The organism is Levilactobacillus acidifarinae DSM 19394 = JCM 15949 (assembly GCF_001434835.1).
In the GTDB taxonomy this organism is placed as follows: domain Bacteria; phylum Bacillota; class Bacilli; order Lactobacillales; family Lactobacillaceae; genus Levilactobacillus; species Levilactobacillus acidifarinae.
This window is the reverse complement of sequence record NZ_AZDV01000005.1, coordinates 242,593-262,838: the sequence shown is the minus strand read 5'-3', so window position 1 is coordinate 262,838 and position 20,246 is coordinate 242,593. Positions and strand designations below refer to the sequence as shown.

At 51.4% G+C, this 20,246-nt stretch carries 16 protein-coding genes; 3 read left to right on the top strand and 13 right to left on the bottom strand.

Going from position 1 to position 20,246, the window contains the following annotated elements:
• Positions 1 to 34: 34 nt before the first annotated feature.
• The 3 genes from FD25_RS03575 to FD25_RS03565 form a co-directional block, all read right to left on the bottom strand.
• Positions 35 to 1,528: an MFS transporter gene (locus FD25_RS03575; protein WP_083484073.1), complete on the bottom strand. Its 1,494-nt coding sequence runs from the start codon at positions 1,526 to 1,528 to the stop codon at positions 35 to 37.
• 132 nt (positions 1,529 to 1,660) lie between these two features.
• Positions 1,661 to 2,113: a hypothetical protein gene (locus FD25_RS03570; protein ID WP_057801403.1), complete on the bottom strand. Its 453-nt coding sequence runs from the start codon at positions 2,111 to 2,113 to the stop codon at positions 1,661 to 1,663.
• Positions 2,110 to 3,642 (bottom strand): Y-family DNA polymerase, encoded by a 1,533-nt coding sequence (locus FD25_RS03565; protein WP_235807912.1) that lies wholly within the window; start codon positions 3,640 to 3,642, stop codon positions 2,110 to 2,112. Before FD25_RS03565 ends, FD25_RS03570 begins: the two co-directional genes overlap by 4 nt.
• Before the next feature lie 147 nt (positions 3,643 to 3,789).
• Between FD25_RS03565 and FD25_RS03560 the strand changes: the two genes are divergently transcribed.
• Both FD25_RS03560 and FD25_RS03555 read left to right on the top strand, forming a co-directional pair.
• On the top strand, positions 3,790 to 4,467 hold the full coding sequence (locus FD25_RS03560) for a type 1 glutamine amidotransferase domain-containing protein (protein ID WP_057801399.1): 678 nt from the start codon (positions 3,790 to 3,792) through the stop codon (positions 4,465 to 4,467).
• Positions 4,468 to 4,569: 102 nt separating this feature from the next.
• Positions 4,570 to 5,364: an SDR family NAD(P)-dependent oxidoreductase gene (locus FD25_RS03555; protein ID WP_057801396.1), complete on the top strand. Its 795-nt coding sequence runs from the start codon at positions 4,570 to 4,572 to the stop codon at positions 5,362 to 5,364.
• 33 nt (positions 5,365 to 5,397) lie between these two features.
• Here FD25_RS03555 and FD25_RS03550 read toward each other — a convergent pair whose 3' ends face one another.
• Positions 5,398 to 6,096: a TVP38/TMEM64 family protein gene (locus FD25_RS03550; RefSeq protein ID WP_057801394.1), complete on the bottom strand. Its 699-nt coding sequence runs from the start codon at positions 6,094 to 6,096 to the stop codon at positions 5,398 to 5,400.
• Between the two features lie 431 nt (positions 6,097 to 6,527).
• A complete protein-coding gene (locus FD25_RS03545; RefSeq protein ID WP_057801392.1) occupies positions 6,528 to 7,949 on the bottom strand; it encodes an APC family permease in 1,422 nt (473 codons plus the stop codon).
• Between the two features lie 225 nt (positions 7,950 to 8,174).
• On the opposite strand from FD25_RS03545, the gene FD25_RS03540 reads away from it, so the two are divergent.
• Positions 8,175 to 8,861 (top strand): matrixin family metalloprotease, encoded by a 687-nt coding sequence (locus FD25_RS03540; protein WP_057801390.1) that lies wholly within the window; start codon positions 8,175 to 8,177, stop codon positions 8,859 to 8,861.
• A 54-nt stretch (positions 8,862 to 8,915) separates the two neighbouring features.
• Here the strand turns inward: FD25_RS03540 and FD25_RS03535 are convergent, their stop codons facing one another.
• From FD25_RS03535 to FD25_RS03500, 8 genes are all read right to left on the bottom strand, one after another.
• Complete coding sequence (locus tag FD25_RS03535; RefSeq protein ID WP_057801388.1) at positions 8,916 to 9,755, bottom strand: alpha/beta hydrolase; 840 nt, start codon at positions 9,753 to 9,755, stop codon at positions 8,916 to 8,918.
• A gap of 254 nt (positions 9,756 to 10,009) precedes the next feature.
• On the bottom strand, positions 10,010 to 12,208 hold the full coding sequence (locus FD25_RS03530; RefSeq protein WP_057801386.1) for an L-type lectin family protein: 2,199 nt from the start codon (positions 12,206 to 12,208) through the stop codon (positions 10,010 to 10,012).
• A gap of 253 nt (positions 12,209 to 12,461) precedes the next feature.
• The gene (gene nhaC / locus FD25_RS03525) at positions 12,462 to 13,907 is read right to left on the bottom strand and encodes a Na+/H+ antiporter NhaC (RefSeq protein WP_057801384.1); all 1,446 of its coding nucleotides are present in this window, start codon (positions 13,905 to 13,907) and stop codon (positions 12,462 to 12,464) included.
• A 138-nt stretch (positions 13,908 to 14,045) separates the two neighbouring features.
• Positions 14,046 to 15,467 carry a tyrosine-tyramine antiporter gene (tyrP, locus tag FD25_RS03520; protein WP_057801382.1) on the bottom strand — a complete coding sequence of 474 codons (1,422 nt, stop codon included), beginning with the start codon at positions 15,465 to 15,467 and terminating at the stop codon, positions 14,046 to 14,048.
• 241 nt (positions 15,468 to 15,708) lie between these two features.
• A complete protein-coding gene (gene tdc, locus FD25_RS03515) occupies positions 15,709 to 17,595 on the bottom strand; it encodes a tyrosine decarboxylase (RefSeq protein WP_057801380.1) in 1,887 nt (628 codons plus the stop codon).
• A gap of 197 nt (positions 17,596 to 17,792) precedes the next feature.
• A complete protein-coding gene (tyrS, locus tag FD25_RS03510) occupies positions 17,793 to 19,049 on the bottom strand; it encodes a tyrosine--tRNA ligase (protein WP_057801378.1) in 1,257 nt (418 codons plus the stop codon).
• Positions 19,050 to 19,225: 176 nt separating this feature from the next.
• Entirely contained in the window at positions 19,226 to 19,474 is a 249-nt protein-coding gene (locus tag FD25_RS03505; protein ID WP_083484072.1) for a helix-turn-helix domain-containing protein, read from the bottom strand.
• Positions 19,475 to 19,769: 295 nt separating this feature from the next.
• Complete coding sequence (locus FD25_RS03500) at positions 19,770 to 20,057, bottom strand: hypothetical protein (RefSeq protein ID WP_057801374.1); 288 nt, start codon at positions 20,055 to 20,057, stop codon at positions 19,770 to 19,772.
• Positions 20,058 to 20,246: the final 189 nt, after the last annotated feature.

Below are 20,246 nucleotides of genomic sequence, written 5' to 3'. Positions count from 1 at the left end.
GCCACCAAGTTCAGTATGAACTTGATGGCTATTTTTAAACGGCTTTGCGTTGGCGTTTCGCCAGTAATGCGGCTTTATGTTGACGGCCTAACAATCCGCCAATCAAGACGACGATGACCAAAACCAGGATCAACGCCATGACCATGATGTTGTGCATCCCCTGATACAGGATGGTTCGCATGGCCGGCAAGAGATGTTGGGGCAGCCCACTAGCGGTTTGAGAATTACTCAATTTATTGAGCATCCCCATGGTGATCCGGCCGTGGTTGGCCTGTACCCCGGCGGCTAAGGCTTTACTCAGAATTACCCCATAGATTGAAGACATGAAAGTCTGACTCAGAATACGGACCAGGTAGGCAAACGACGTGGCAATCGGCACATCGTTGACGGCCACGTCACTTTGGACGGCGACCTGCAGGGTGGTGAAGCAGACCCCAATCCCAAACCCGTTAAAGGCGCCCATCACCAACAGGAAGGTGTAACTGGCGGTTTGCGCCACCCAGCTCATCCCGATAAAGGTGATCAAGAAGGTCAGGGTCCCTAGTGCGAGTACCCAGTACCGCCCAATCTTGGGCTGCACGGACGGTGCCAGTTCGGACCCGATAAAATTGGCAATTGAGCCGGGAATCTGGGTCATGCCCCCGATTAACGCACTCAGTCCCATGATGCCCTGCGCCCACATCGGCACGTAAATGTTAAAGGCCACGAAGGCCCCCCAGAGGAAAGCGAAGATGATCAAGTCAATCACGAGTTTAGAATTTTGAAAGAGGCGGTTCGGAACGATGGGGTCCGTCACCCGGTTTTCCACCCGGTGCATCCAACCTAACAGGGCCAGTCCGATCAGGACTAAACCAATCGTCCAGCCGATGGGTTGGGTTCCCAGTAATTGAATCCCGACCAGGATGGACACCAACCCCAGAACCATTAAGGCAGAGCCCTGATAGTCGACCGGTTGATGGTTCCGTTCCCGCGTCGACTTAAAGAAGGCGGCTACGATGGCAACGGACACTAACGCTAACGGTAAGTTAATGTAGAACACCCAGTGCCAACTAAATGTGTCGACGATCCAGCCCCCGAAGAGCGGCCCAATGATGGACGCGGTGCTGAAGCTGGCGGAGGTAATCCCAATCACCTGCGCCCGGCGTTTCAGATTCTCAAATAACTGCGCGTAAATAATGAACGGAATCGTGCTCATCCCGCCGGCCCCTAGCCCCATTATTCCCCGGGCAATAATAAACCAGGTAATGTTGCTAGCTAGCCCTTGAAATAGGGCGCCCACGGCAAAGACCGTGGTGGCCGTAATGTAGGCACATTTGTTACCCTTGCGCTCCCCAAATTTACTCCACAACGGTGTGGCCACGGCCATTCCTAATAGGAAGATGGCGACGATCCAGCCCATGTACTGGATTCCGTGCAGATCACTGACGATGGCCGGTAAGGCGGTGTTCACGATGGTGGCGTCTAGACCCGCCATCGCGTTGGATAAAAGTAAGGCAAACGTGATTAAGATTTTTCGATTTCGGCTCACTGATCTTCTTCCCCTCAATTAAATTAATGCCAGAATAAGTGCAAAAAAATACAACATCTAAAATGTTAGGCCGACAAGCAATTACTTGTCAATAACTTCTCTTAGATGTAAGGGGTTTCGTTTAAAATTAGATCAATCTCTAGTCGTTCCTTTCGGTAACCGGTTAATCGCCTGTAAATTTTCCACTAAAATCACCTGACCGTTCAGTAACGTCACCTGGTGATCATCGACCGCCCGCAACCGCGTTCGAACAGTCTGGCACTCCCCGGTCTCCGGGTCAAAGGCCGTGAGCTCAACACGCGGCTTAGTGGCGATGACCGCGCGCACGGCCCGCAAATTTTGCCGGCATTTGGCTAACGCCTCGAACGGCAGATCCGCTTGCTGGCGTAAGGCCTGCGCGCTACTAGCCAGCAAGTCGTCGTAACCCGTTAACGCCGCAAACGGCGCGAACTGGGCCGCGCGGTCCCCCTGCAGCATGGCCAAGTGGCGCGTAGACACGTGGTGCGGTAGAGCCATGATGTCGGCATAGGCGCTGGTATCGTTAAATAGCTGCTCGGCAATCTGCCGTTTCGTTTCCCGACTCATGCTTGGTGGCCCCCAATCTCGTGATTGCGTTTCTTAAACGTTGCCCCGTCTAACAAGTCGGCCGCGCGCATAATGGCGTCACGGCCGAAGCGGTCCTGGACCTGCAAGATAGACTCCTGAACCTTGCGCTCTTGTCGCCGCGCACGTTGTTCCTTTGGCGTGGGGCCCGTAGCCCGGCCGAACAAGTCTAGCTGTTCACTGTATTCGGTGGTCTGGGCTTCGGCCTCGGTGATCACGTGATTCACGCTGACCGTGATTTTCCGAATCAGGTAGTGTGGGTTCACCTTACGTTGATAAATGGCCGATACCGCGCGCTTCAGCTCGGTGGTCAACGACGTTGGGGCTTGAAAATCGTAACTTCCGTGGGCCGGTTTTGGCGTTTTACGCCCGTAGTAATCGTGGGTGGTAATCGCCACCGTCTGATTTTTCAAACTCTTAATATCGTAGGCAATGTGCAACACCACCTGGTCACACACCAGCCGTTTACGCACCAGGTCGAGGGCCAACCCGTCAATCATTTCCCGGGCGACCAACTCACCGTGCGCAAAGTCGTACGGCGTGGGCAGGACCTGACCCGAACCAACACTATGGGCGGCGGGTCGATAACTTTTAATGTCGTGGAGGGTCGCAGATTCATACCCCCAAGCGTGGTCGATGATCAGTTCAGCCACCACCCCAAATTCGCGGTACAGGGTTTCCTCGTTCCGGACGTCCGTGGATTTTCCCAGCGAACAACGCGCAATGTCGCCCATGGTGTGCAGTCCTAACTGCTCTAATCGCTTCGCGTAACCCCGGCCAATTCGCCAAAAGTCGGTCAACGGTTGGTGGGCCCACAGGTATTTACGGTAACTATGTTCATTTAGTTTAGCGATGCGGACCCCGTCTTGGTCGGCGGGAATCTTCTTGGCGACGATGTCCATCGCTACCTTGGCCAGGTACAAGTTAGTGCCGATGCCCGCCGTCGCGGTGATACCGGTCTGTTGCTGAACGTCTTGGATGATCTTTTTGGCCAGTCCGTGTGCCGAAATCTGGTAGAGATCGAGGTACTCGGTGACGTCCATCATGACTTCGTCGATCGAGTAGACGTGAATCTGCTCGGCCGCCACGTATTTTAAGTAGATTTGATAGATTTGGTTACTGACCTGCAGGTAGTAGGCCATCCGCGGCTTGGCCACCCGGTAAGTCAGCTTCAAGCTGGGATTGCGCAACAATTCATCCCGATAGTCGGACTCACCGTGTAGTCGGTGATGGTAGGCCAAGTAGCGGTCGCGGTTCAGGTCAGCCACTTGCTGTTCCACTTCAAATAACCGGGGCCGCCCGGCTAGCCCGAAGCTTTTGAGGGCCGGGGAAACCGCCAGACAAATCGTCTTGTTGGTCCGACTGCGATCGGCCACGACCAGATTAACGTTGAGGGGGTCCCAGCCCTTGGCCGCACACTCCGCCGAAGCGTAAAACGACTTCAAATCAATGGCAATGTACACCCGCTGCTTGGTCATGAATTTCCCCTCTTTCGACAGAACTAAACTCATTATACCGACTTTTCGTTAGGGGAACAAGTGTTCAGATAAAAATTAAAGTCGGGTAACTTTCGCCCGGGTCACAAGTCGTCCGCTCTGGCCTCAACCGTTGCGTGTGGTAAGTTTAAGGCAGCTAAGTTTTCGTTAGGAGGGCTTTTCATGACTAAAGTTTTAATCGTTTTAACTAATACAACGCGCTACTACGGCACCACCGACGCCACGGGGTTGTGGTTGGGCGAAGCCACCGAATTCGCCGAGGAGATGCACCAAGCCGACATCGCCGTGGACTACATGAGCCCGCTGGGTGGTTTTGTGCCCCTCGACCCGCGCGGTATGAAGTACGTCGACGAAGCCATCATGTCCTGGTACGAGACCGAAGATTTTCAGAAACGCGCGCTCTGTAATTCCTTAACCCCCAACGCCATTAATCCTAAAGACTACGCCGCCATCTACTTTGCCGGCGGCCACGGCGTGATGTGGGACTTTCCCGAAAACGCCGATCTGCAGAAAATTACCCTGGCCATCGCCGACAATGGTGGCTGGTTAACGTCCGTGTGTCACGGTATCGCCGGATTACTCAACGTCAAGGACGCCGCCGGGAAATACCTTGTCGCCGGGAAAAAGATCACCGGTTTCACGACCGCCGAAGAAGTCTTGGCCGGCAAGAAAAAGGTCGTCCCCTTTCTCAACGAAACCCTGGCCCGCCAACACGGTGCCAACTTCCAGAAGAAACGGGCCTACAGTGAATTTGCCGTGGAAGATGGTCATCTGATCACGGGGCAGAACCCCTTCTCCGCGCGGGCCGTCGCCAAGAAACTGATCAACGAACTCCTCTAAACTTACCAATTGGTGCCTATCCCACCCGAAAGTGCCGACTAGCTTTTTAGCCCGTTTCCGGGTAAGCTGGTCCTATCAATAACTTACGGGAGGGATTCACCAATGGATTTACATTTAACGGCAAAAACAGCGCTGATCACGGGGTCAACTAAGGGTATCGGTAAGGCCATCGCCACCGAACTAGCCCGCGAAGGCGTCAACGTCATCGTGAACGGCCGGCAGCAGGCCAGTGTCGACCAGGTCGTCGCCGAACTAGCGGCCGCCTTTCCGGCGACTCAGCCCCAGGGGGTCGTGGCCGACATCGCCCAGCCAGCTGAACAACAAAAACTGTTCGCGCAGGTGCCTAGGGTCGACATTCTGGTCAACAACATGGGGATTTTTAAACCCATGGATTACTGGGACATCGACGACACCACCTGGAAACGGTTCTTCGACGTTAACGTGCTGGCCGGCAACGCCTTGGCGAAATTCTACCTCCCGCACATGCTCAAGCAAGACTTCGGCCGCGTCATCTTCATCGCCAGCGAAGAAGCCGTGATGCCGTCCGGGGAGATGCCGCAGTACAGCATGACCAAAACCATGAACCTGTCGTTGGCTAAGAGCCTTTCGAAGCTCACGGTAGCCACTCACGTGACGGTCAACACCATCATGCCGGGCTCCACGCTGACCGAAGGCGTCCAAACCATGCTCAACAACATGTATGCCGATAGCGACCTACCTAAGGACCAGTGGGAAGCCGATTTCATGAAGAATCACCGCTCCCGGTCCCAGATTCAACGACTGATTCGACCGGAAGAAATCGGCCGCTTCACCGCCTTCGTGGCGAGTCCCGACGCCTCGTCGTTCTCCGGTGAGGCCTTACGCCTCGATGGTGGGTTAGTCCCAACGATTATGTAATTTAAAAATTGAGCACCGCCACCATGGCGATGCTCAATTTTCATTAGTCACGTTATTTTGCTTAGTTGCCTTAAGGCGTTGGTCGCGCCGAATGACTTCGTATAACCCGATCATCAACAGAGTCAAGCCAATCGCCACAATCGCCGTCTTAGTATTCCCGAAGAGTAAGGCGTTCCCGCCAAACGCGTAGAGGTACGAAACCGGCAACGACCCGATGAAGATGCACAGGGCCTTATTTTCTAACGAGAAGTTCAATTCCAGCGCGGCGTAGTTGACCAGTAACGTGGGCAACATCGGCACCGCGTACCCGATACTGAGACCTAACCGCGGATGACGCATGGCGTTGAGCCGGTTGGTGATGAACCGAAACCGACTCGGCCGCGCCCGGTGGGGAAACTTTCCCAGAATGTAGATGGCTAACAAGTTGCCCAGCACGATGCCAACCACGTTAATGCCAAAGCCTAGCCATTGCCCGAAGCAGACCCCCGAAAGTACCGCCACGGCGGCAATCGGCATCCCCGGGATCGCCGAACCAATCGCAATCACGGCCATGAACAACGGAATGTTATGTTTTCCCTGATGACGCAACAGATCAATCAACCGTTGCCGGTCGAAAGCCTGCGCGATAAAGGTCTGGATCACGTGGCGGTAATTGACCCACAATAGGGCCAGCAGGCCAACTAGGCCCACGATACCCAGCGTAATCAATAGAATTTTGAGCCACGGTTTCACCGGCGACACCGTCCCTTCTGCGTTGCTAAGCTCAACTTACCACAGTTGGGGCCAAAAGTAATCCGTTAGGGGTCGAAAAGTCTCGTCGAACTTTGGGTTGACTTCCCGGGGCCACCGTGCGATACTAGCTCCTGGTGCCAAACCACGGTGGGGGTACGCGATCGGCGCGCAAGCGTTCCGAAGGTCGCCGCACCTCACCACTGAGTCCTCCGTTTACGCGGAGGACTTTTTTGTTTTAGCAAATTTCGCCCCTGAGCCCATTTCTGACGGACCTTCCAGCTGACGTTAACCATCATGGCTAATTCAATATTCCCTGTTCAATCAATGATTAAAGTTCAAAGCTGATTTCAATTAAAAAAGCTCCGAAAAATCGTCATGATTTTTCGGAGCTTAACTATGTCAGGATAATCGCTGCATTTAGCAGTAATCCCTTAGTCCTCAGAATCCGTAGCTTCCGGATGTTGTAGCTTTGAGTGCCGAATCCCGTAAACGAAGTAGATCACGACGCCTAAGACCAGCCATAATCCCACCGACACCTTGGTGATGTTTGGCAGCATGATGATGAAGTACACGCTGGACAGCCCCGCCAGAATCGGCAAGAACGGGTACAATGGCATCTTGAACCCGGTGTTGACGATGTCCTTGCGGTGCCGCAACGGGATAACTCCAAACGAGATAAACGCAAAGGCCAGTAACGTTCCGGCGTTGATCAACGACGCCAATTCGGTCAACGGGACCAGACCGGCAAAGAAGGCTTGAACCACGGTCGCCACAATAATCGCGTTCTTAGGTACCGTGTGCTTGTAACTGATTTCTCCCATCTTAGCGGGTAACAAGCCATCACGTCCCAACGCGTAAACCAACCGTGATCCCCCGAAGAACATGGTGATCATGGCGGTGAAGATTCCAATTAATGCGCCAATGGTAATCAGTTTGTTCCAAGTATTGAGGTGAATGAGCTTCAACGCGTAAGCCGCCGGGTCATCCACATTCAACTGCTTGTAGTTAACGATCCCGGTCAAGACGAACGAGAAGGCCACGTACAGGACCACGGAAACCAGAACCGTTCCCAGGATCCCGCGGACCACGTTTTTCTCCGGATGAATCGTTTCGGCGGAGTTCGCCGCCAAGGCGTCAAACCCGATGAAGGCGAAGAAGACCGTGGCCGCCGCCGTGGAAATCCCGCCCAAACCAAACGGCGTGGTCTGGAATTGCTTAGGATAAAACGGCGTATAATTGCTAGTTTTAATGTAGAAAACTCCCACGATAATGAACAAGATGATGATGGCCACCTTGATCACCACCGCCACGTTTTCCACCCGTTTCGAGAGGTTAGCGCCCTGAGAAATAATCAACGCAATCACCAACACGATGATGGTTGCCGAGAGGTTGATGACGCCCCCCTCCATCGGCCCGGCTTGTAAAGCCTTCGGCAGATGAATCCCAATGGCATCTAAAATATTGTTGTTAAAGTACGAAGCGAACCCGGTCGCTTCGGCGGACACCGCCAAGAAGTACTCCAGGATCAACGCCCACCCCAGAATCCAGCCGACGATTTCACCGTAGACCACGGACCCGAAGGAATACGCAGAACCGGCCACCGGCATGGCCGAGGAGAACTCGGCGTAGGCCATCCCCACGATTCCGGACACTAACGCGGCCAGTAAAAAGGCGATGGACACCGCCGGCCCCGCGTGTAACGCGGCCTCGTGGCCGGGAAGGATAAAGATCCCGGTCCCAATCACGGCGCCAATTCCCAAGGCGACTAAATCACGCGCACGTAAGGTCTTGGTCAACCGCGCGTCGGCTTTCAAATAAGTGCTCACTGATTCTTTCTTAAATATATCTGCCATCTAATACTCCCTTTACCGAAAATTTCATTTTTGCTCCAATTTTCTAACCTTAATCTAATTTAACGAAAATTTCAAGGTAATTCACGTTTTAACTCGCTTTGTAACGCTAATTTCGGTCGTGAAAGCGAATTATAATGAGAGATTTCTCATTATGCGGTAGGCGGTCATCGCCGGCTGTGGTATAACTAGTCATACAATTATGGTAACCGGGGAAGGGGAAGTTACATGTATCACGGACGTCGGGTGACTTTGGTCGTCATCCTGTTAATTCTATTGGGGATTGGGGTGGCCTATCGGAGTGGCCAGTTCCCCGCCCTCACCAAACGGGTCACGGCGTTGCAAACGGCGGTTAGTCAAACGCTGGGGACTCAGACTGACGTGCCGGCCGCGGCCCCGAAATCCCACACCACCACACCTAAGGGGAGCACGCCCATCGAAAGCGTCGTGCAAGGCACCAGCCTGAGCAAAACCTACTATTATCATTTTAGTTCCAAGCTACCGGCCGCCGGGATGCGCGTCTTCAACGACGCCGTCGACACCTACAACCATACCGGTATCGTGCATCTCGTTGAGGGGTCGGCCGCTAAACGGGATAACCAGATCACCTTTTCGGTCTACTACAAAAAGATGCCGAAGAATCAGCGGCTGGTCGAACTCGGCCACGGGGGCCCGGAAATTATCGAGGAGACCAGTACGCTAGGTGCATCGGCTACCTGGAACCACGCCACCGCCAGCCTCAACGGCGATTACGATAAGGCCTACACGGATACGGTGGCCATCCACGAACTCGGTCACGCCCTGGGGTTGGACCACAGTAAGTCGCACCAATCCGTGATGTACCCGTACAGTGAGGGGCGCACCCAGCTGTCGCAAGCGGATCTCACCAGTCTCAAGGCCATCTATTCCCATTAAATTCAAACGGACGTCCCCCTTACCAATCGGCAAAGGAGACGTCCGTTTTTTTACTTACCACAAAAAACTAATCAGTAATTTATCGACGTGCGCGTTATTGTGTAAGCGGCTATGTTGGGCGCTCGCACCAAAGAGTTGCTTTGTTCGGTAGCTCTTCGCCCGTCCGGCGACCAGGTACTTCATCGACCGGGACGAGTTGTTGCTGACCCGGCCGTCCGAATCCGTGCCGTTGTGCAGATCCCCGTAAACGTTTAGGACCTTCGCCGACTTAGGGTACAGTTTACGTAACCGCAACATGTAGCGGTAAGCCGTATCCATGTGGTTGGGTTTGCCCGACTTCGACAGTTTGATGTAGTGGGCGTAATCGTCTTCCCCCAACACCCCGTCGAAGTGACCGCCCAAGGCGACCTGCTTTTGTAACTGCGGTAATTTTTTGTTCTTGGCGTTGGCAATTAGATAGTACATGATGGCCATGTTCCCCATTGAATGCCCCACCATGTTCATCTTCTTGAAATGATAGGTTTTCTGGAGTTTCACCACCACATTTTTCGCCCAACGCCCCCAAGTTTGGTAGTAATGATTATTACTATTGAGATAGTTAACTTCCACAATTGGGTTCTTCGCCGTTGCCGGCAACTTGCCGATTAACTTGACCTTCCCCTTCGACGACACGTTGGCGCGGATCACCGACTTTTTGTTGGTAATTCCCGCCTTCTTAATGGCCCCGACCATGTGCACCTCGGCCTTGTAACTGCTGCTTGAGCCGTGGAAAAATAACGTCGGTTGTTGCGCCGCTAATGTCGTCGCCGCGTGAGCCGGGACCGTTCCCCAAAGTCCCCAGAGACTCACTAATGATAGTATCAATAACCCCAATTGTCGCTTAACGTTTCGCATAACTTCTGCTTGAACCCTCCAGTAATGGTTGCCTGTAAGGTGGTCAGTGGTTGGTCTTCGTACCACATTTAGGAAACCCGCTGAACATCTTACGCGATATAAACAATTTAACTCGAGCACTAAAGACCGCTCCTAGTTTACCAAGACGACGGCCAGAATGAAACCACGAGTTTCTCACGTTTTCCTGTCTCGGTCGAAAATGAAAAGGGATTGAAACATTTCGTTTCAATCCCTTCAAGGTGCTCAATTAGTCGTTAGGAGGGGACACTGTTCGTTAACGTCCAGGTGATCTCACCGGAATAACTCCCCGCCATTGCGTCGCCGTTAACCTTCAACATGAGGCCGGTCTTATCGGTCCAATCGGCCGCCACGTCGGTGGTTTCACTGGCCTGCGTCGCCGTTTTTTTCATGATGGTCGTCGGCGTCGTCGATAACGTATGGGTCTGATCCGCATTGTCGACGTAAATGACTTGGCCCCTTAATGATCGTCCCAGATCGTCCGTAAACTGGCTAGCCGCCGCCTGGAGCGTCCAGGACGTCCCGCTCCCCAGTGTGTTGTCCACCTCAACTTGCCAATCGTTTTGTCGGAGAACCTCCTGGGTATTCCCGGTCAGCACGGTGTCTTTAAACGAACTCTTCTGGCTAACGGTCCCAAACTTCAATTCACCGTTCAACACGATATCAAACGTGACCGTATTGGACCGATGTCCCCGGTCGTCGGTGGCGTACATGGTTACCTGGTTGACCCCCGGCGACAATTTGCTGGCCGGCAATTGAAAGTTGAACGCCCCTTCCTCGTCAGCATTGCTGGTGGTCCCGTTCAAAGTAAAGTTATCGATGGTGTTGCCGTTGGATAACGTCGTGTGTAACGTCACGTCTTTATTTTCAATGGGATCATCCGGCTTTTCGGAACTATCGACCGACACGGTTCCGGATAACGGCAGGCTTTCACCGGTTTTGACCGTGCTGCCGTTAGTCGACGCCATCCGCAGATACAGGCTACGGGCTGGGTAAATAGTGTAGGCTGGCGACTCGGTTGCCACCACGCTATTCGACCCGTTAAACGACTGATTGGCCGCAGCGACGGGCGTATTCGTCGTGACCGCCTTAGCCTTCCCGGTCAACTTCACGGTCGCCGTCTTGTTCGTCGCGGATAGGGCCTTGCCGAGCTTGTGGGTGATCGTCGCACTGTTAAGTTCGGCGGCGGTAAAGTCTTCCTGAGTCTTATCCGCGTAGGTAATGGTCCCGCCGGAGAAGGTTACGTCAGCGGGTTTCGGCAAACTGGTCACAAGGTTGGTCCAATCCTGCTTGCCGCCATTATAAGTTAAATTATATTGATACGTGAGATCATCGTTTCCGTTGACGTAGTCGTCACTTGTTTTCAACGTCTTATCTAACGTTTCGTCCTTAATGGTCATGTCCGCGGACGCGTCCACCAATCCGGGCACCTGATCAAAGGCCACCACGTTGTTGGCGTAAGCGCCACCGGTAGACCCGGTGAAGCCCCAGTAAACCTCGCGGGCGCTAGTCGTGGTCGCAATTGGGGCCAGTCCCAGCTTGGCAATGTCTACGGTTTCGGTCTTGGTTGCCGTTGCAGTTTGACTCAGTCCCGTTGTAGGATTCTTATCGTTAAAGGTGTAAGTCATGCGTCCTGCCGTCTCACCGACCGCAGGGGCTTGCCAAGTCAACGTCACGTGATGCCAAGCCCCATCGGAGAGTTGCGCACCAATAATTCCTTGATGATTTAAGGTGTAATAATATTTATTACTATTATTAGTCGTACCATGCCGCGTGTAACTGCTAGCTTCCCCGGGGTAATTGGATGCGATGTGGGACCCGTCGACCCCGTTAGAGCCGTCAAACCCACCGTTATCGTTTCCTTGTCGACTACCGTTATCGTATTCGTCGAACTCCAGGGCCCAACTCTTTTGAATGGCTTTCGCCGCAATGGTTGTGGCATTGCTAGCCGTATTATCGTTATCCAGCCCCCAAACCCCCAGAGTTTGTCCGGGGGAGACCTTACTACTGATTCCGCTGGTAATCGCGGATGGTCCCACGTTTTGCAACACAAACGCCATTCCATCACCAGTCCCGTTGAGTGGTGTGTCAGCATTACCCCCGAAGTACAACCACATCGAGGCCGTCTCGTCCTTGCTCAGGTCCAACAGGTTATCGGTCGTGGACCACACGGCTCCCACCTGATTCTTCGCATCCGTGATTTGCACGGCTGGTTGCCCCGCGTTTTCGCTATTCGTTGACGTAATCAATTTAGCACTATTGCTTAACTTTCCCGAAAGGCTAGGCATCGTGAAGATGTTTTCCAGCGACCCTACCCCTTGGGGCATCGCCGCAGTCGCGTTGGTATCCGTCGCATGAGCGGTCATCATACTACCGCCAAGAAACGCGCCCAACACGCCTAACAATCCCAGCCATTTCAATCGTTTTAATCGCATGACAACCCCTCCCGCGTTAACCATCATCTTGTTCACTTTCAGTCAATGTTTCATAGTGGAAACCGATAACACTATACCTCAGCTAACTATAGCATGGTAAATATTAATAAACAAATGATACGAGCATTTCGGGAAATACCGTATGTGGCTACCCTATACCGCAAAAAAACCAGCGACGGTGGTTCCCGTCGCTGGTCAAGTTTAACTAATTGATTCCCTAATTAATCCATCTAAAATCGCTTAGCCTTTACAATTACCGGTGATCCTTAGCCACTTGCGGCGCCAATTCCGTCGGCGTAGTTACCGCCGTTTTTCGTTGACGCCGATATTTCCAGGTCACTACGGTAAACCCGAAAAGGATCGTAACCAACGGATCAATGTAGGCGTAAAACGCCAGTGGCACGTAATCGAGTGGGTTGACGCCCAAGGTCCCCGCAACGAAAACTCCACTTACGCCCCAAGGAACTAAGGCGTTGACGTCGGCCCCACCACTAGCCAGCGTCCGGGTTAAATATTTGCGGTTCAATCCCAACCGATCATATGAAGACATGAACGTGGTCCCAGGTAGAATGATGGAAAGGTACTGTTCTCCCACCAAGAAATTAACCCCAATTCCACTCAACATAGTCAAAAGAATCAACTTTCCCGGGGCGTTTACGTACTGCTTGATGCTATTAATCAACGTGTGCACGACCCCAAATTTAATCAGCAGGCCGCCTAACGCCAGCGCGACAATGATTAGAGAAACGGAGCCCAACATATTGTTGATGCCCCCACCGCTCATCAACCGGTTAACGGTTGCCGAGGACGTCTTAGCATCGTTCCCATTCATTAACAAGTCCCCCACGCTAGCCACCCGATAACCCGGGGTTTCCACGATAATCATAATCAGTGCCGTTAGCGAGCCCACGAGTAACGTGGGAATTGCGGGGACCTGGCGCCACGCCATCAATAGTAAGACTAATATGGGCAGCAACGACCACGCCGATACCGTGAAGTTCTGCTGAAGATGTTGCGAGATCAACTGAATCTGGGCGAGATTAGCCGTTCCCGAAGACTGACCCACGATGAAGAATAAAATCAGGGCAATCATCGCGGAAGGAATCGCCGTTGCTCCCATATTTTTCAAATGGTCGTAAAGGTTGACCTTGGCTAACCCCGTCGTCAAATTAGACGTATCCGACAGGGGTGACATATTATTGCCGAAAAAGGCCCCGGACACGATGGCGCCCGCCGTGACGGCATCGCTAAATCCCAAAATGTGTCCGATACCCATGAAGGCAATGCCCATGGTTGAGATGGTAGTAAAGGCACTCCCCACCGTAATCCCAATCAAACAGCAAATAATAAAGACTGTGGGCAAGAAGAACTGGGCGGAAAGAATATGAAACCCAATCACCATAATGGTCGCGATGGTTCCGGAACGTAACCAGCTCGACACTAACAACCCGATCATCAAGAAAATCATGATGGGAATAATCCCCGGCTTGATGCCCTCGACGATGCCGTCAAACACCTGATCCCAGGTTACTTTACGCAACCGGCCGTAAAACATCAGTAACGTAAACACGAAAAGAATTGGGACTTGCGGTGCCATCTCCAGTCCGATAATCATGCCCCCTAGAATGGCGAACATGATGACCATGATTAGGACGGATTCCACCAAGGTAAATTGAATTTCTGGTTCTTTTTCTTCCATAATAAGCACCCCTTTTTCATTAAGAAACGCACTGCGTTAGTTAAGGTCGTTCGGTTGCGCCCGGGATGGCCAGTATTCAACCGAACCTAAGCAAAAGGAGCTTACCCACAAGTAAGCTCCTTTCACGCGTCTAAGCTACTATTTGTTGAGCGCTAAATCAATGTTAACTTGTTTAGCCCACTCAGCATTCTTGTTCTTGTCGATAATTAACGGAATGATGAAGAGAACCGCAGTAATCACCAGAACAAAGATGGCCTGAGTTAAATCGCTAGCGAATAACGTGGCGGCGATAATCACTAAGATCCCAAACAACAGGAGGAAAGCAACGCCGTAAGCCACACCGTTACCCGATTTTCCTAGTCGGTACGGCCGTTCCAAATCCGGTTGTGTCTGCCGCAAGCGCATAATCGCAATGGCAATCAAAATGTAGACTAAGGCATAAATAACCGTGGTCGCGTTAGTCAGCGTCAAGAAGACCCCGTTCACGTTTTTCATGACGCCATAGAGTAAGGCAAACAGTGAAATGCAGACACTTTGCGTCAAAACAACGTTTTTAGAAACCCCATACTTGTTGACCTTGTGGTAACCAAAGCTTGCCGGTAGTTGACCATCCCGCGCAACCTGCGTCATCGTCTTGGAAGGCCCGGTTACCCAGGCAGATAATTGGATTAAGACGCCAATTACAACCATGAAGCTGAAGATGTTCGCAATAATCGTTGGCCAACCTAGAATTTGGCACCACAGTAAGATTGGTTGGGTAATATTGGACAACTGAATCTTACCATTAGGAACAACGTTCGCGACTAGCATCGCGTTTAACAAGTTCATCAAAACTAACCCAATCAGCGCAACGAAAATCCCGCGCGTGTAGGTCTTCTTGGCATCGTGTAACCGGGGAATGAAGACGGAGGAAATTTCCATCCCGGTGTAGACAAAGGAAATTGCTGCGAAGTACTGGAGACTTTGGAGGTTATCCAAACTCGGCAGTAACTTGCCCCAGGTAAAGGTCCCCAGGTAACCGGCGGGGTTAATCCCCGTCTTAATCAGGGCCGCAATCCCCATGATCAACATAATCACGATGGGGATGTACACGCCCAGCCAAACCCCGATGTTTCCACCAACTTTGGCCATGTCGTAACGTAAATTTAAAACCGTAATGATCCAGTAGAACCCGAGAATGTTGGCTAAAATAAACCAGTGGTTATTCCCTAAGGCGACGTTACCGAAGACGTTCCCCCACAATGGACCGATGGTTGAAGCGACCATCACCATGCCAGGAAACATTTGTACCCATAGTAGCCAGGCAGTAACGAAACCCCATTTATTACCTAAAGCGGTCTTGACCCACAATTGTGGGCCCCCTTCCGCTTGCATCATGGTTCCTAGTTCCCCCGAAATCAGGGCAACTGGTAAGGCGAAGAAGATCACCGCAAACAACATATACGTGATTTGCGTCCAGCCAGTTGCGGCGACTGAAGGGATCGAACGAACCGTGGCACATAACGCCATCGTCATCCCGATGAACGTGCCAAGACTAAGCTTTGCTGCTTGCTTATCCATATGTGTTCTCTCCTCTAATTCGAAATAAAGTAGATACGTGTAATCCTTCGAGTTTTAAGATGGACTCTAGTCCTACACCTGAAATAATTGGTTCACGTCAGGGACATTATCCCGAAGATCGTGATATGTCTAACCCCGCAAAAGAATTGATTTATTCTCAGTCTTTACCCGAAAATTCAGTCCTTGGTGGGGATCATTCAATAATGGCAACCGATCGAACCTGTCGATCGATGAGTTACGATTAAGCATTTTGGTGTTGATGTTGCAGTTGAGCGGCGTAAATTTGTTCCAAGTCTGCCTGCATGGCTTGCTTGATCTTGGGTTCGAAGTAGTCAAAGTTTTCTTGTCGGTTCATGTACGGCGTCATCACGGAAGCCCGAATAATCGTGACCTTCTGGGCCTTCCGCCATTCGGCCTCACTAAAGCCTAGGCTGTTCACAAAGGTTAATGGGCTATCCCCGTAATCCGGAATGGCAAAGTCGGTGTGAGAAACAATGTATTCTTTCCCGTACAATGAGCCCTTAACGTAAGAAGCCTGTTCATACATCGCGTGGTTCAGCGCGTTCATATCTTCGAGACTGTCGTTACCCTGTTCCTTCAAGACGTAGTCCACCATGTTAAAGTCAGGTGACGTTAACGGGTGAACTTCGATGGTCTTATTACCCACTTTGAAGCTCAGATTCTTCAGGAAGTTGTAGTACCGGTGTGCGCCTTCTACGGAAGCACCTTCGAGTTTCCCGTAACCCGTCACGTTTAATGGTAACGTGTGGTGGGCTGCCCAGACGGAAGCGGCCGTGGCCCCGGCCTTGGACCCTTCCAGAATGTAAGCACCCAGTAAAGCTGGAATATCGGCACCCTTTTCGAAAACGTAGGTGGCGAAGTAAGAAATCGTATCCCGCATCCGGATATCTTGGATCACGATTCCCCCAGCGGAATAAGGCACGTAGCCCATCTTGTGTGGATCGATGGTGATGGATTCGGCTTCATCAAACGCTTTATAGGCCTTATAGACTTCTGGTTTAATGAATTCTTTGTCTTCGGTGAAGACGTGATTGGCGGCGTGCACCTTACGCAGATCCTTGTACGGGATAAACTTGTCATCTTCGTCCAAGAACAAGGCCCGGGCATAACCCCCATAAGCGGCATCCACGTGGAGATAGAAGTAAATGCCATCCTTTTGAAGTTTCTTCCGCAATTCGACGATGCGGTCGATACCATCTACGGCACCTTCTTCGGTCGACCCGGCAACCCCCACGACCCCGAGGATTGGCGTCTTTTCGGCGGCGTATCCCCGAATGATCTTTTCTAGCGCATCGATGTCCATCCGGTAATCACTATCGATTGGTACGGGAACGACTTGGTCTAACCCGATACCAATGATGTCAGCCGCTTTCATCCAAGAATAATGCTTGGTTTGTGGCACTAACCACTTACCCAACTTCTGGAGATCCTTCCCGCTACGGGCCGAACGCTTTTTAATGTCGTCGATTTTGGCGCCTTCACTTTCGACCAAGTCCATGATTTCCTTAGTCGGCATGTTCAGCAGTTCCCAGTCGGACTTACCAGCTACGGCTGCAGGAACAACTTCCTTCATGGCCAACGGCAACGACTTGATGTTCCGGGCGTACCAGAGACCTTCCAGGTTCGCTAACGAGCCGTCGGCAACGATGTGACCCCAACCGTAGTCGTAACCCATCAACCGGGCAAATTCTTGACCAACCTCTTCTTCCATTTGCGAGGTCGCCGGTGAAGATTCGTAAGCAACGTTGTTCCCGTTCCACAGCATGGCGTAGTTGTAAGCCAGTAAGGCGGGCATCAACGTTTCGGAGTTCATGTGTCCCCAGTAACGACCGGCTGAATGCCACGGGACAGATTCCGTCCGAATCCGTTCGGATAGTTGGTTCAAGACCGAGCGCATCCGGTTAACGGTTTGTTGAAATTCGGGTGAAGATTGTTCGGCGGGGCCAATCATATTGGCGTCCTCCGGTATGTAGTTCTTCCGCCAACCGAGATGTTCATCGACCAGTTTATTCAATAGGTCCTTGTAAAGTTGACCATTTTCGGCTTTGTCCCCGATGAACAGGGCGTTTAAGTCTAAATCCTTCAGTGAGTCAGTAACCTTTTCCATTGTGATGACCTCCCACAAATTTTTGGTGATTACTCTACGCCCAAAAGAATACGCTTTCACAAATACCCTGTAAAGGGTTTTTGACGATTATTTTACCCGTTACCGGTTATTAAAAAATAAATAGAGACCAAAAAACGGGTCTCCACAAGGTTGGAGACCCGTTATCGTGTATTCAAATGATAAAAAATTAATTTAGACTAGTGGGCAACCCGCGCAAGGAAGTAATTCTTCTTCCCTCGCCGAATCACCATGAATTTCCCGGAGAAGTGTTTGGCTGGATCAAGTTCGACCGTTGTATCAGTCTGGCGTTCCCCGTTAATGGTAATAGCCCCGTTAGTCACGTCTTCGCGGGCTTGCCGCTTGGACGGCTCAATTTCGGTTTCGACCAGGACGTCCACAATGTTCTTCGGTGTGGCCGCGATTGTCACGTTAGGTACCTTCTCGAAAGCTTCCTGTACCTCAGTCACCGTTAGCTTCTGAATATCGCCGGAGAACAGGATTTCAGAAATGTGTTGAGCCGATTCCAGGGATTCCTCACCGTGCACGAACCGCGTGACTTCTTCGGCTAAGCGGCGCTGGGCCACCCGTTTTTCGGGCGCGTCCTCGACGCTTTGGGCCAATTCGGCAATTTCGTCTTGGCCCAGGAAGGTAAAGAACTTGAGGTAGCGGATCACGTCGCGGTCGTCTTGATTCAACCAGAATTGGTAAAATTCATACGGCGAGGTCTTCTCGGCGTCTAACCAGATAGCACCGCCGGCCGTCTTGCCAAACTTGGTCCCGTCGGCCTTTAACATCAACGGGATCGTTAACCCGTAGACTTCAGTTTCCGAGCCCGTGACCTTATGAATGAGGTCAATACCGGCCGTGATGTTACCCCACTGGTCCGCCCCTCCGATTTGTAATTGGATGTTATGGTCCCGGTTCAGGGTCAGGAAGTCCACGGATTGGAGGATCTGGTAGGTAAATTCGGTAAAGGAAATCCCGTTATCCAACCGACTGGCCACGATATCCTTAGCCAGCATGGTATTAACGTTGACTAGCTTCCCGTAATCACGAAGAAAGTCTAACAGTGAAATCTTAGACAACCAGTCGTAGTTGTTCACCATGGTCACGTTGGAATCCCCACCGAACAGGCGTTGCATCTGCCGGGAAAGGGCCTTGACGTTATGTTGGACCTTTTCCATGGTTTGCAACTGACGTTCCGTCTTCCGGCCACTGGGATCACCGATGCTCCCGGTCGCTCCCCCAATTAGAATGTAGGGGTGGTGGCCCATGAGTTCGAAGCGTTTCATCATCATGAACGGAATCAGGTGGCCGATGTGCATACTATCACCGGTGGGATCGACCCCACAGTACAGTGAAATCTTCTTGTCGCTGGTTAGTTTTTTCAAGCCTTCCGCGTCCGTTTGCTGGTTGATTGCCCCGCGCCAGGTCAGCTCGTCAATAATGTTCATTTGTCCCTTCTCCTTTCGGTATCCAAACCGTTGTGCAACTTCATCACGGATGAAAATTGTCAAGATGGTCTAACACCAACAAAAGATAGCTAACCAAGAAAGCGTTGTCAAGAAGGGACAGACCGCGAACCGGTCATTATCGGCCCAATTAACGATTGGTTAAAATGATTCCCTCATCAGAGGTCGCGGATATTAGGATTTTTCCGAATACTTGCAAATTGTTTGGCTTCAATTTCCGTTTCACCGGTCGCTGACTCCATTCCTTTGCGAGTCACCACCAGCTGCTTGCCAAATTTACGAATAGTCCCGGGGGGGAACTTTTCGGGTGTTTTGCGGTAGACCTGGCGGACGTAATCGTCGGCCTTGACCCAACGTTTGGCGGCCTCCATTGAGGACATTACGTCCCGGTCTCTTAAATCGATCATGCTCATTCCTCCAAATTGTTTTATTGATACAATTATATTCCATTGGTTTTTCTAATCAATCACTAATCCAATTATTAAAATTTACCCGATGAAATTTTCAATCAACCTCTAACTCTGCATCGGCTGGATTTTAAATGACGGGTTGATTATGACGAACGCCTCGATTGCGTCCGCTTAATTATTAATAAGTGATTTCAACCCGTACGCTATGTACAAAAAGGCGCTATCCGGTGAGCTGCAACCGCATAGCGTCAGTTAATCATCTGAAAGTTCCCTCAAATACTGATAGGGACCGTTATCTTTCTCGGTAGTCAGTGTCCGCACCCTCTTTAATTGCCAGAACTAGCTGCTTCGCAATCTTCGTGATCCCGATGGTGATGGCAATCACCATAATTCCAATTATTAATAACTCAACCAACGGTAATGTTGTCCAGTGGAACGTGCCTAACGCGATTAATAGCGGGCTAACTAAGACTAACATTAAACCAATTATTTCTATTTTTGTTCGTTTATCCATAGAACTAGCCGCCGTTGCCACGGACCTTTTTGTTTCTTGCATCTTATCACCTGCTTTCTTCGTCATATTCAGGCCCCCTTAATGAGTCAACTTCTCTAATGTAGGTTCACCAGGGACTTTCTTGAACACGATATCCCCGCACTCTGGACAATGTAACTTACTATCAGTGGCCATTACGCCAGCCATATTCGGTGTCATCATTTTTAATTTCCTCCTTAAGGTTTCGTCGTTGAATTTCATTAACGGACAATTCTA